The following is a 13390-nucleotide window of genomic DNA, read 5'->3' on the forward strand; positions in this document are numbered from 1 at the left end:
CGACGGGCTCAGACTACCCCTCATTTAGACCTATATTGCCGAAAATCTATTTATTATTTTGATTTTTTACAACCCTATTTAAAGGCTTACGGGGATAATTTTTTGACCTCTACCGTTCTCGGTAAATATCATTTTCTTCATCATACATCATAGCCTGATTTCTGCCATGATACTTTGCGTCATACAGAGCCCGGTCTGCCCGTTTTACCACCTCTTCCGCGTCCTCATCACTTTCATGAAAGCCGGAATAGCCTATGGAAACGGTCATATTCAGCTCTTCCTCTCCATGCTTAATCGGGTGGCTTGCCACCGCTTCACAAATTTTGTTGCAAACCTTTTCCGCATAAAGATCATTTAAATCATACAGTACACAAAGGAACTCATCTCCTCCCCATCGAATCACATCGTCGGAGGAACGCACCGTCTCCTGAATCACCTTCACCAAATGCTGTAAACATTGGTCTCCAAAGCTGTGGCCGTAGCGGTCATTATAGCTCTTGAAATAATCCACATCCATCATCAAAATCTTGGCATTGACTCCTATGGTTTTATAACGGTTATAACTATGCTCCAAGATACGCTTTCCGGCCTTTCGGCTTTTTGCCCCGGTAAGCTCATCCATGGCATTTTCCTCTGAAAGCTCCTGAATTCTGGAAACATACTTCCGTCTGGAACGGTAAAACAGCACCAGATTCAAAGACACAATCACAAAGGTGAAAATACCGCCTAAAAAGAACAGAATTCGATAGTTAATCTTCTGTATGGTTTTATCCATGAAATGGACATCCTTCTTAATATCCTCCACATCCAAATCCATGGAAATAACCCAGTCATAGGGCTTATAAAGCTTAGAGTAGATGATTTTTTCATCCACCTCTTCTCCCGCCTCATTACGGAAAACGATCTTGGTAAAAACCTGTCCATCCCGTAGAATTCCATCTAATTCTTCCTTATTATGAAAAATTCCGGAAAGCTTCTCGTTGGTGGAAAGGTATTTCCCCTCCATGCTCTTGTCTCTGGGGTGCATCAGGGTGACTGCATAATTGTCTCCCCCTTCATAGTTCAAGACCTTTTTCACCCAGATATAACTGTTTTCCCCATAATAATGCTGGTCAATACTTTGTCGGAAAAGCTTTTCCGCCTGCTCTTTCGGCAAAGCATCATGCAGATCATCCAGGTCCTGCACCAAATTATCTACAGTTTGCTGGATATATGCCTTTTTCTGATCCAAGGTGATTCCCACCATGGATCTCCGGTAAGAGGTCCGGATATAGACCAAAAGCAAAAACAAAAACAGAATAGCCTGTGTAGAAGCTATCACAATTAAAAACGCAACTGAGCCTATTCCCTTTTCTTCTTCTTTTTTATTCATCTTCTTCCTTTAGTTTTTCTCTGTAGAAAGGGCAGAATAAGCTCCTGTACTTTCCCTGATTTTTCGGACAATATCCTTTCCCCGGCACTTCCCTGTGCAGGGCTTTTACTTACTGAATATGGCGAATCCAACCCTCCGGGGCTTCCATTTCTCCATCCTGTATCGCAATAAGGGTTCTATATAACTCATCCATAATCTTTCCGGGCTTCTCCATACCGCTGGGGAAGCAAATTTCTTCCTCATGATTCTGAATTTTACCTACCGGAGAAATCACTGCTGCAGTACCGCAAAGTCCGCACTCCTTAAAGCCTTTCAGCTCCTCCAAACGGACAGCTCTCTCCTCCACCGGAATGTGAAGAATATGCTCTGCCACATAAATCAAGGATTTTCTGGTAATGGAAGGCAGAATAGAATCGGACTTCGGTACCACCAAACGATCCTTTTCATCTACGAAAAGCACATTGGCACCACCGGTTTCTTCCACAAACTCCCGCTTTCCCGCATCCAGATAGAGATTTTCCGTAAATCCCTTTTCCACAGCAATTTCATGGGAATGTAAACTCATAGCATAGTTTAATCCTGCCTTAATTGCTCCGGTTCCATGGGGAGCCGCCCGGTCAAAATCGGAAATCATCAGGGCGATGGGTACCGCTCCTCCCTTAAAATAAGGGCCAACCGGGGTGGTAAAAATACGGAAAGTATATTCATCCGCAGGCTTTACCCCGATAACGATGCCGGAGGCAAATTCATAGGGACGGATATACAGAGTCGCTCCGGATCCAAAGGGAGGAACCCAGTCCGCATTGGCTTTTACGGTTTCATCCAAAGCCTCTAGGAAACGCTCCTTCGGAAATCCCGGCATTTCCAGAAACTCAGCGGAATGAAACATTCTTTCTGCATTCATATCCGGACGGAAGCAGACGATGGAGCCATCCTTCCAGCGATAGGCCTTTAAGCCTTCAAACACCTGCTGGCAGTACTGCAGAATTCCAGCGGACTCATTGAGCACCACGTTACTGTCTTCGCTAAGGCAGCCTGCATCCCAAGCTCCCTCCTTCCAATAGGAAATGTAACGCTTATCGGTTTTATGATATGCGAATCCAATGTTTGCGTAATCCAAGTTCTTTGCCATCTTCTTACTCCTCCTATTATTCTCGTCTACTTTTCTTACTATTATTAATATTATTTCAAAATGAATGGAAAAATCGGTCTAGTCTTCATCCAGCTTTAGTACGGACATGAAGGCGCTTTGGGGAATTTCCACGTTACCGAACTGTCGCATACGCTTCTTTCCTTCCTTTTGCTTCTCCAAAAGCTTCTTCTTTCGGGAAATATCGCCGCCGTAGCACTTGGCCAAAACGTCCTTACGAAGGGCTTTCACGGTTTCTCTTGCCACCACATGCCCTCCGATTGCCGCCTGAATGGGAATTTCAAAAAGCTGTCTGGGAATTTCATTCTTCAGCTTTTCGCACATTTTCTTACCTCTCTCATAGGCGGAGCCTGCGTGGACAATGAAGGAAAGGGCATCAATCTGCTGCTTGTTCACCAAAATATCCAGCTTCACCATCTTCCCTTCCTGATAGCCCTTTAATTCATAGTCGAAGCTTGCATAGCCCCGGCTTCTGGACTTTAAGGCGTCAAAGAAGTCATAGATAATCTCGTTTAAGGGTAAATCGTACTTTAAAACCGCTCTCGTCTGGTCAATGTATTCCGTGCTCTTATAAATTCCTCTTCGCTCCTGACAAAGGGTCATGATGGCGCCCACAAATTCCGAGGTCACCATAATTTCCGCCTCCACAATGGGCTCTTCCATATGGGCAATCTCCGCAGGATCCGGCAGATTGGAAGGATTGGTCAGCTCCATCATGGAGCCGTCCGTCTTATACACATGGTAAATAACGGAGGGCGCCGTGGTTACCAGGTCCAAATCGTACTCTCTTTCCAATCTTTCCTGTACCACATCCAGATGCAGTAGGCCTAAAAATCCGCAGCGGAAGCCGAAGCCCAAAGCAGCAGAGGTTTCCGCCTCATAATTCAGCGCCGCATCATTTAACTGCAGCTTTTCCAACGCATCCCGAAGATCCGGATATTTCTGGCTGTCGGAGGGATAAATTCCGCAGTATACCATGGACTGCACCTTCTTATAACCGGGAAGGGCTTCCTTCGCAGGCTTATCCACAGTGGTGACCGTATCACCTACCCGGGCATCCCGGATATTTTTAATGGATGCGGTAATATAGCCTACCATACCGGGAGTCAATTCCTCTCCCGGAATAAACTGTCCCGGCGCAAAGGTTCCCACCTCTGTTACGGTAAATTCCGCACCGGTGGCCATAAAGCGGATATTGCTGCCCTTTTTCACGTTACCTTCCTTAATTCTGCAGAAAATGATAACCCCCTTATAGCTGTCATATAAGGAGTCAAAAACCAGTGCCTGCAAGGGATTCTCTATGGAGCCGCCGGGAGGGGGAAGACGCTTTACCACCGCTTCCAATACCTCTTTCACATTCAAACCGGTTTTTGCGGAAATCCGTGGAGCATCCAAGGCTTCAATACCGATAACGTCCTCGATTTCATGGGCTACCAAATCCGGATCCGCGGAGGGCAGGTCTACTTTATTGATGACAGGAATAATTTCCAGATTATGGTCTAAAGCCAGATAGGTATTGGCCAGAGTCTGGGCTTGAATTCCCTGTGTGGCATCCACCACCAAAATAGCGCCGTCACAGGCTGCCAATGCACGGCTTACCTCATAATTAAAGTCCACGTGTCCGGGGGTATCGATAAGATTGAAGATGTATTCTTCTCCATCCTCCGCCTTATACACAATACGAACGGTCTGGGATTTGATGGTGATTCCCCGTTCCCGCTCAATGTCCATATTGTCCAGAACCTGAGACTGCATCTCTCTTTCCGTCAAGGTGCCCGTCATTTCAATGATACGATCCGCCAAAGTGGATTTTCCGTGATCGATATGGGCGATAATACAAAAATTACGAATTCGCTCTTGCTTAATTTTTTCCATCCTGTCTCCTATAAAGAATGAATAGAGGGTTTCCTTTCCTAATCTAAGGCATATCCCCCATAAAACTCATCTTTCATGCAATAGAATCATTCGGAACTATACCATAAGAAGGAAGATTTTTCCACAAAATGCTATTTCTGTATTTCCCCCTGTATTTATACTATTTTTTATCTCAGGATTTCCTTTATTTTTCTGCATACACGCCTTGACAGTTCTACCGGTTTTCGCTATTATTGTTGCGTATGTTTTCAAACTGTCCGTGTCCAGATATTTGAAAACAAGAGAGAATACAAGAATACATTCTATTTTGTTCCCATAGGATTTTGTTTTCCGCGGCAGGAAAGTCTTATGGAAGAAAGGGTTTTAATCATGGCAAATATCAAATCTGCAAAAAAGAGAATTCAGGTAGCGGCACAGAGAAATGAAAGAAACAAGGCAATCCGTTCCGAAGTAAAGACTTACATGAAGAAGGTTTTCACTGCTGTAGAAGCCGGTGACAAGGCAACTGCCGAGACCATGCTGGTTAAGGCACAGAAGAAGATTGCAATGGCACGTAGCAAGGGTATCTACAAGGCTAACAACGCTTCTCGTAAGATTTCTCAGATTTACACAGCTGTAAACAAGATGCAGTAAACTGCACAAAAAGGCTCCCCTATTTTGGGGGAGTTTTTTTATTGCTTTTTTCCCGCTTTGGGACTAGGATAGGGAAAATATCTTTTTATTCTCAATATTTTCTTTACGGCTTCCATGCCGCTAACTTTTCTTTATCGCATTCTTTTTACATTCTTTTTGCATTCTTTTTACATTCATTTCATTTTACATTCTTTTTACATTCACAGCTTGTTCACTATCCATGATATTTTCCTTAACTTCCTCTATCCAAGGAGCACACTATGTTTCTTTCCCGTCCCCTATTCTTTTTGGCTCTCTTTGCCCTTTTGGGAGAATTGATTCTTACCTCTGAAATTCCTTTTTCCTACCGCTTTCTTCTCCTCTTTTTCCTACTTTTTCTCTCCCTTTTTCTCTTAGAGCAAAAGAAAAACCGGCTGTTATTTTGCTCCTTCCTTTGCCTGGTTCTGTTTATGCTAAACTTCTATTCCGTAAATCATCGCTATGGAGCGGAAAGGGAAAACATCGGCTATATCATTCCCTTACAGGCTGTCCTGAGAGGCAAAGTACTGTATATCGAGGAGCAGGAAAAGAAATGGAAGATCATTCTTGGCTCCTGTATCGCAGACACTACTTTAGAAAAAAAGAATTCTTCTTTAAAAAATGAAGAAAAATATCAAAAAAGAAATGACCTTCACTTTCAAAAGCTGATTCTATATCTCCCGAAAGAATCCGCCGGGGATGACTCTATGCCCCTTCTGCTCCCGGGACAGATTTGCTCCGTAAAAGGCCATTTTTTAGAACTTAACCCTGCCACCAACGAAGGAGAGTTTTCTCTTCCATCCTATTATAAGGGAGAGGGAATTTCCGGAGTATTTCAAGCCAAGACTATAGGGCATATCCTGGGAGAGCCCTCCCCCTTTGCCAAAGAGTTATTCACCCTGAAGCAAGACCTTGGAAACAGAATACATACACTTTTTCCGGAAGAGACGGCAGCCTTTTTAAAAAGTCTTTTCCTGGGAGAACGCTCAGGAATTGCTTTAACCGAAAAAAGCCTATATCAAAGTGCCGGTATATCCCACATTCTGGCCATATCCGGCTTACATCTTTCTCTTCTGGGAGAGTTTTTCTACCGGCTCCTTCGAAAAGCAAAACTCTCCTCCCTACTTTCTTCTCTTATCACTTCCTTCTTTCTGTTTTCCTATTTTCTTTTTACCGGTTCTTCCCACTCCGCCTTTCGGGCTCTTTTCATGCTTTTTCTCCGTTTTGCCGCCATACAGCTGGGAAAAGGAAAGGATCTGCTCTCCCAGCTTTCCTTCGCCTTACTGTTTTTGCTTTGGCTGAATCCGCTCTCCCTCTATTCCGTCGGAATGCAGTGCTCCTTCTTCACCCTCTTTGTTTTCTTCCTTTTAGAAGAACGTCCCGGAAAAACAGTTCGAAAAAAGAAGGAGAAAGTCCTTTCCAAGATTTGTAAAAAACATAAGCTTGCTCTCTCCAAGCACCCCTCAGTTCTTTTGAAATTTCCTTCTTTTCTTTCTAAGCTTATCCCCTGCTTTCTCTCTACTCTTCCCCATCGTTTGCAAGGCAGTTTCCTTTTTTATCTGGCTCTGCTCCCCCTTTTTTCTCTAACCCAGTTCTCCTTTCCGTTATATGCTCCCTTATTAAACCTACTTCTACTCCCCCTCCTTCCCTTTTTCTTTCTTCTTGGGGCAGTTTCTATTCTTCTTTCCTATCTGCCGGAGCAAGACTACCTACTCCTCCGTCTTCTTAGCACTTCCTCCCGATTTCTTGTAAATCGCCTGTTTCAATTATTTCACCTCTGCATGGAAAAAAGTCTTGCTCTCCCCTTTTCCCGGATTCCCCTTGGGAAGATGCAAGTGCTCTCGGTGATACTTTATTTTCTTGTTCTCTACCTTCTCTTTTTCTTTCCCAAAACAAAAACTTTCTTTTCCGAGAGAATGAGCTTCTTTTTCGGGCAAATGAACTGTTTTTCCGAGCATAAAAACTTCTTTTTCAAAGCTTTGAAAAGAAGGCTTTTCAACCCCTGTCTTTGCAGAATGCATCGTACTTTCTTGTCCCTTTTACTCTCCCTTGGCTTTTTGCTTTCCCTTCCGCTCTACCTGCCCAAGCCCCCTAAGGAACTGGAAATTGCCGCCCTGGATGTGGGCCAGGGTGACGGCTTTGTTCTTCGAAAAGGAAGACTGGTTTTTACCATCGACAACGGCTCCACCAGTAAGAACTTATTTCCGGAACAGATTTTCTTTCCCTATTGTAAGGCCAAAAGGATTCAGCACATCGATTACGCCCTCCTCACCCACTGTGACCGGGATCATATCAGCGGTATACAGGCTCTCTTGGAAAAGAATCCCTCCATAAGCTTATCCCATTTAATCCTTCCCGCCTCCTCTCTTCAGGACCATCGTTATGACTTGTTAAAGCGTTTGGCCTACAATCACGGAGCGGATATCTCTTATTGGCAGAAGGGAGATGAACTTGTTTTTTCCGAACAGGGAATCTGTCTTCCTACGAAAGTTAATGCTATGGCGGAAAATAGCACTATAGCAGAAAATAGCACTATAGCAGAAAATCACGCTACGACAAAAAAAGGATGGCCTGGTACTAAGGGGCATCAGCTTTATATCCGCTGCTTTTATCCCAATGATTCTTCCCACATCGAAGAAGCTAACGCCCACTCCATAGGCTTCCTTTTGACCTATGGACATTTTCGTATGCTTTTCACCGGAGACATGCCTAAGGAGGCTGAGGAAGCTTTATTGGAAAATTGCAGGGAAGCGGAAGTATCTCCCGTAGTCGATGTTTTAAAGCTTGCACATCACGGCTCCAAGACCTCCTCCTGCCCAAGTTTTCTGTCTGAAACCCAGGCAAAATTTGCCTTATTTTCCTATGGAAAGAAGAATCGCTACGGACATCCTCACAAAAACACTGTGGAAAACTGTCAGAAGTATCGTCTCTTTCCTTTAGAAACTGCAAAGCTGGGAGAAATTCTTATCAAAACAAATGGAGAGCAGTTTGAAATCACTGCTCCCCAAGCTTAAGTATTTTCCAATGCATCCGGACGCTTAATCACAGCGGCGCCAAGACCATTCTCTCCAATATGACAAGATATCAGTAAGGACAGAGGGGAAATCACAATTTCCTCCTCATAACGATTGGGGAAGGTCTCCGCAAGCTGTGCACGAAACTCTTCCGCCTGAGCCAGATTGTCCGTATAGGCTACGGCAATATAGGACTTTCTTGCCTCCGGATCTCCCAGTCGTTCCAGACTGTCCTTTAAACCTTCAATAATGGCTTCCCGTACCTGTCTTTCCGTCCTTACCTTCTTAAAGGAGTCCAGCTTCCCTCCCTTATTGATGGACAGAACCGGTTTAATCTGTAAAAGGCTGCCGATGGCTGCGGCTACCGGAGTTATTCTGCCTCCCCGCTTAAGATACTTCAGGGTACTTACACCGATATAAATGCCGTTATCTCCTGCAATGGAATTCAAAAGATGCTGTATAGCCTTCCCGGTGTATCCCTTCTCCGCCAATTCCTTGGCAAAAAGGCAGTGCATTCTCTGGGTAACCGAAACGCCTCTGCTATCCGAAACAAATACTCTGTCCAAATAGGGTTCTTCCTGTGAAAGCATCAGAGCCGTCTGGGTGGAACCGGAAAGCCCTGAGCTTAACGGAACATGAACGATTTCATCATTTTCCAAAAGCAGGGCATCCCAGGCCTTCATCAGGCTTTCCATAGAGGGCTGAGAAGTGGAAACTTCCTCCCCCTCTGCCAGCTTTTCAAAGAAAAGCTCCCGACTCATATTGATTCCTTCAAAGTACTCCTGTTCCCCCATTCGAAAGGGCATGGGAACTACAGTAATCCCGAATTTCTCACTTTCTTCCTTCCGTATTCCCGATCCGGAATCTGTACAGATTCCTATTTTCATGAATAACTCCTTCCAGGTACTCTAGCGTCCTTACCTCTAAGCTTCTCTATACTTCCGTCCTTGGCTATACTTCTGTCCTTGACTACACTTCCGGCCTTGACTACACTTCCGGCCTTGACTACACTTCCGGCCTTGGCTATACTTCCGTCCTTGGCTACACTTCCATCCTTGGCTATGTTGCCACTCTACGCTATACTTCTTTACTTCTCCAGCAGGCTCTTTCCTGTCATTTCCTTCGGCTTTGGAATACCCATCAAATCCAAAAGAGTTGGAGTTACATCCGCAAGGCATCCCCCTTCCTTCAGCTTTAACGACTTGTCCGCTGCCACAAGGATAAAGGGTACCGGATTGGTGGTATGGGCGGTATAGGGCTCTCCCGTCTTCTCGTCCACCATCATATCCGCATTTCCGTGATCGGCCAGAATGAAGAGATTACCTCCCACTTCCTGCACGGCCTCAACAACTTTTCCCACACACTCATCCACCACTTCAATAGCCTTGATGGCTGCAGGAAGAACACCGGTATGTCCTACCATATCCGGATTGGCAAAGTTTGCCACAATAGCATCATATTTTCCGGAACGAATCGCCTCTGTAAGCTTCTCCGTTACCGTGTAACAACTCATCTCCGGCTTTAAATCATAGGTTGCCACATCCTTGGGAGAGGGAACCAGAATACGATCTTCACCGCTAAAGGGCTCTTCCTTTCCTCCATTAAAGAAGAAGGTAACATGAGCATATTTCTCCGTTTCTGCAATACGAAGCTGAGTCTTTCCCAGGGACGACAGATACTCTCCGTAGGTATTGGAAATTTCTTCCTTATGAAAAGCCACTTCCTTATTGGGAATAGTGGGATCATAGTCGGTGAAGCAGACAAAATATACCTCTTTTCTGGCCCCACGGTTAAAGAAGCTAAAGTCATCATCACAAAAACAATGACAAATCTCTCTTGCTCTATCCGGACGGAAGTTAAAGAAGATACAAGCATCTCCGTCAGAAATAAGATGAGCCTCTCCGTTTTTCTCGATTACCGTAGGTAATACGAATTCATCAAAAACCTCCTTGGCGTAGGAAGCGCTGATAGCCTCCTCTACAGAAGCCGCCTTCTCTCCGATTCCCTTGGTCATCGCCAGATAAGCCTTCTCCACTCTGTCGTAGTTTTTGTCTCTATCCATGGCATAGTATCTTCCGGCAATGCTGGCTACTTCTCCCACACCGATTTCCTGCATTTTCTTTTCAATCTGCATAAGGAAATGCTTTCCGGAATCGGGAGGGGTATCTCTTCCATCCAAAAAGGCATGAAGATAAACCTTCTTAAGACCTGCACGCTTTGCCAGCTCCAAAAGTCCATAAATATGTTCAATATGGGAGTGTACTCCACCGTCGGATAACAGTCCCATGAAATGTAAGGCGGAATCCTTTCTCTTGCAATGCTCCACAGCACCCTTTAAGGCAGCATTTTCAAAAAAATCTCCATCCTGAATAGCCTTGGAAATACGGGTCAATTCCTGATAAACAATTCTGCCCGCGCCCATGTTCATGTGTCCTACCTCGGAATTTCCCATCTGTCCGTCGGGAAGACCTACAGCCAGTCCGGAAGCCTGTCCTTCCACATAGGGGTAGTCCTTTTTCAAATGATCCATCACCGGCGTATTCGCCAAAGCGATAGCATTTCCCTCTTTGCTCTTCCGATCTCCGTAGCCGTCCAGAATTAATAATACTGTACTTTTTTTCATCGCAACGCCTCTTTCTCTATATCTAATTTTCTCTATACAAAACGCTCTTTGCCATCTTCCTTTTTCTTTCATTTTGCTTGGAAAACAGCAGTCTTAGGGACTTATCCCTAAGCTTAGAGTCTAGCCTAAACTTTTCCTTCCGTCAATGAAAGCTTTCACGGATTCCGCCCTCCGGCAATGAAAAAAATATTAATTTTTCAAATTTCAGACAATTCATTTTTGTCCATATAAGATAGGAATATTTCGCACATAAAAAAATCCACAAGTCTCTTCCTCTTTTTATGGAAAAGACTGTGGATTTATAAAACAGATGCTTACTTTTACTGAATCGAATTTCTGTTCTTTTCTTTCAGCTGAAGTGCTTTTTAATAGTTGTCAGCCTTACGCTCGAAGTAAGCCTTAGGATGATTACAGCATGGGCAAGTCTCAGGTGCTTCCTCTCCCTCATAGATGAAACCGCAGTTTCTGCAGTGCCACAGGGTTGGCTGCTCAGCCTTAAAGGTAGTATCATCCAAGATTCCCTGTAAAAGCTGTAAGAAACGCTCTTCATGAGTCTTCTCAACCTGAGCAACAAGGCGGAACTTTGCAGCAAGCTCCTGGAAGCCTTCCTTTGCTGCTACTTCTGCAAAGGTCTTATACATATCGGTCCACTCATAATGCTCACCGGCAGCTGCCGCCTTCAAGTTCTCCTGAGTGTTTCCGATTCCGCCGCCAAGTCCTGCCAGCTCCTTAAACCACATCTTTCCGTGGTATTCCTCATTGGCCGCAGTCTCCTCTAAGATTGCTGCGATCTGCTGATAACCGTCCTTCTTTGCCTGAGAAGCAAAATAAGTATACTTGTTTCTTGCCTCAGACTCTCCAGCAAAGGCTGTCCATAAATTCTTCTCTGTTTCTGTTCCCTTATAATTTGCCATACTACTCTCCTTTCCCGACAAGCATACTCGCCTGTCTAAAAATCGAAACAGAGGAGAGCTCCTCCTCTGTTTCAAGACTCAACCTGTGCTATTACAAAAGCATTTTATAATAGCTATAAGAAAAAACAAGTTTTTCCTTTGTACAATCTACTGTCCTTTCACCAAATATCGAAAGGGCAAGCACTACAGTTTTACCGACTGTTGTGATTAGCTGAAGTATCTCTTCAACAGACCCTGGAATGCCTTACCGTGTCTAGCCTCGTCACGAGCCATCTCATGAACAGTATCGTGGATAGCATCCAAATCCTGAGCCTTAGCTCTCTTTGCAAGATCAACCTTACCTGCAGTAGCACCGTTCTCAGCCTTTACACGAGCGATAAGGTTCTCCTTTGTGGAAGGGGATACAACCTCTCCTAAGAGCTCTGCAAAACGAGATGCGTGATCTGCCTCTTCGAAAGCAGCCTGTCTGTAGTAATCACCAACCTCAGGGTATCCCTCTCTGTAAGCTGCTCTACTCATAGCAAGGTACATACCAACCTCACAGCACTCTCCCTCGAAGTTAGCTCTTAAATCCTTCTTGATATCCTCGGAAACATCCTTAGCTACTCCGATTACATGCTCTGCTGCCCATGTAAGCTCTCCGCTCTGCTCAACGAACTTGTCGCTGCTAGCCTTACATACAGGACACTTCTCAGGAGCAGTCTCTCCCTCATAAACATAACCACATACTGAACAAACCCAAGTCTTCATAACTTCTCTCCTTTTCCGCCTTTTTTAAGGCAAATGCTCAAACTCAACTTATTTTTGTGAATCCTTGAAGCCCTCCAAAGCTCCACATTCATCACATATTCCTCGGAACACCAAATCATGACCTGTAATGGCTCCCGGAATATACATTTCCGCCTCCGAATCCAGTGCTTCCGCAACCTTCATAGGAATGTCATAAACCTTCCCGCATCTCTCACATACAAAGTGATAATGGGGTTTTACGGTAGGATCGAAACGATCCGCTCCTGATACGAAGCTAAGTTTCCGAATTTCTCCTAAATCCGAAAGTAACTTTAAGTTCCGATATACCGTTGCCAAACTGATGCTGGGATCCTTTTGGCGTAGTTCTGCAAATATTACATCTGCAGTAGGATGGTCTTCATGCTCCCTAATCTGATCCAGTACCTCTGCACGCTGTCGTGAATAATTCATCGGCCGTCCTTTCTTTTATTGCTTTGTCTTTCAAAAGTTCCTGAGGCTTTCAAAAAACAAAATTGATAATTACTATCAACATGGCATACTATAATCTCTTTTTTTGTCCTTGTCAACGGATTTTGAAAATTTTTTTGTTTTTTAAAAAATACTGAAAGTTAGTTCCATCTAACTATTTTTCCTCTTTCTTCTCTTTCTTTACGAGGAAATGGCATTAGCTTTCACCAAGCCTTCGTTCCTCCGTTTTCACGATATATCGGTTCCGATGGGGATATTTCGATAGACCGGTTTCGATGGGGATATTTCGATAGATCGGTTCCGATGGGGATGTTTCGATAGATCGCTTTCAATATAAGATAGAACAAAAAAAGAAGTCACCATAGTTAAACTATGATAACTTCTTTCCATAGACATAATAATCCATTCTATTTTTAAGTGGGACTCCACCGGAAGAAAAGAATCAGCAGATAAACTTTGCCTCTTCTTTTTTCTTTCAAATCCGATGGTCTTAAAAATACTATAAAGCTTATCTAAGGAGAGAAAGAACTCCCTGTGGCTGCTGGTTAGCCTGAGAAAGCATAGACTGTGCAG

General features: G+C 44.2%; 10 protein-coding genes. 2 read left to right on the forward strand and 8 right to left on the reverse strand.

The window, feature by feature from the left end; all coding sequences use genetic code 11:
* Positions 1–109: 109 nt before the first annotated feature.
* From RYL27_RS08060 to lepA, 3 genes are all read right to left on the reverse strand, one after another.
* Positions 110–1372 (reverse strand): sensor domain-containing diguanylate cyclase, encoded by a 1263-nt coding sequence (locus RYL27_RS08060; protein WP_314966444.1) that lies wholly within the window; start codon positions 1370–1372, stop codon positions 110–112.
* A gap of 109 nt (positions 1373–1481) precedes the next feature.
* Entirely contained in the window at positions 1482–2546 is a 1065-nt protein-coding gene (locus RYL27_RS08065) for a branched-chain amino acid aminotransferase (protein ID WP_314966452.1), read from the reverse strand.
* Positions 2547–2582: 36 nt separating this feature from the next.
* Positions 2583–4397: a translation elongation factor 4 gene (lepA, locus tag RYL27_RS08070; protein ID WP_314343708.1), complete on the reverse strand. Its 1815-nt coding sequence runs from the start codon at positions 4395–4397 to the stop codon at positions 2583–2585.
* Positions 4398–4766: 369 nt separating this feature from the next.
* On the opposite strand from lepA, the gene rpsT reads away from it, so the two are divergent.
* Together rpsT and RYL27_RS08080 are read left to right on the forward strand one after the other, a co-directional pair.
* On the forward strand, positions 4767–5030 hold the full coding sequence (gene rpsT, locus RYL27_RS08075; RefSeq protein ID WP_040649565.1) for a 30S ribosomal protein S20: 264 nt from the start codon (positions 4767–4769) through the stop codon (positions 5028–5030).
* Between the two features lie 260 nt (positions 5031–5290).
* The gene (locus RYL27_RS08080) at positions 5291–8062 is read left to right on the forward strand and encodes a ComEC/Rec2 family competence protein (RefSeq protein WP_314966446.1); all 2772 of its coding nucleotides are present in this window, start codon (positions 5291–5293) and stop codon (positions 8060–8062) included.
* On the opposite strand, the gene RYL27_RS08085 is transcribed toward RYL27_RS08080, so the two are convergent.
* The 5 genes from RYL27_RS08085 to RYL27_RS08105 form a co-directional block, all read right to left on the reverse strand.
* Positions 8059–8949, reverse strand: coding sequence for a DegV family protein (locus tag RYL27_RS08085; protein ID WP_314966448.1), 891 nt, complete (start codon positions 8947–8949; stop codon positions 8059–8061). The two genes, RYL27_RS08080 and RYL27_RS08085, sit on opposite strands and share 4 nt — an antisense overlap.
* A 200-nt stretch (positions 8950–9149) precedes the next feature.
* Positions 9150–10685 (reverse strand): 2,3-bisphosphoglycerate-independent phosphoglycerate mutase, encoded by a 1536-nt coding sequence (gene gpmI / locus RYL27_RS08090; RefSeq protein ID WP_314966450.1) that lies wholly within the window; start codon positions 10683–10685, stop codon positions 9150–9152.
* A gap of 365 nt (positions 10686–11050) precedes the next feature.
* Positions 11051–11599 (reverse strand): rubrerythrin, encoded by a 549-nt coding sequence (rbr, locus tag RYL27_RS08095; RefSeq protein ID WP_314343714.1) that lies wholly within the window; start codon positions 11597–11599, stop codon positions 11051–11053.
* A 207-nt stretch (positions 11600–11806) separates the two neighbouring features.
* Positions 11807–12349 carry an NADH peroxidase gene (locus tag RYL27_RS08100; RefSeq protein WP_183683332.1) on the reverse strand — a complete coding sequence of 181 codons (543 nt, stop codon included), beginning with the start codon at positions 12347–12349 and terminating at the stop codon, positions 11807–11809.
* Between the two features lie 48 nt (positions 12350–12397).
* Positions 12398–12799: a Fur family transcriptional regulator gene (locus tag RYL27_RS08105; RefSeq protein WP_183683333.1), complete on the reverse strand. Its 402-nt coding sequence runs from the start codon at positions 12797–12799 to the stop codon at positions 12398–12400.
* Positions 12800–13390 lie beyond the last annotated feature (591 nt).

This window comes from Oribacterium sinus (genome assembly GCF_963537195.1).
GTDB lineage: Bacteria > Bacillota > Clostridia > Lachnospirales > Lachnospiraceae > Oribacterium > Oribacterium sinus_A.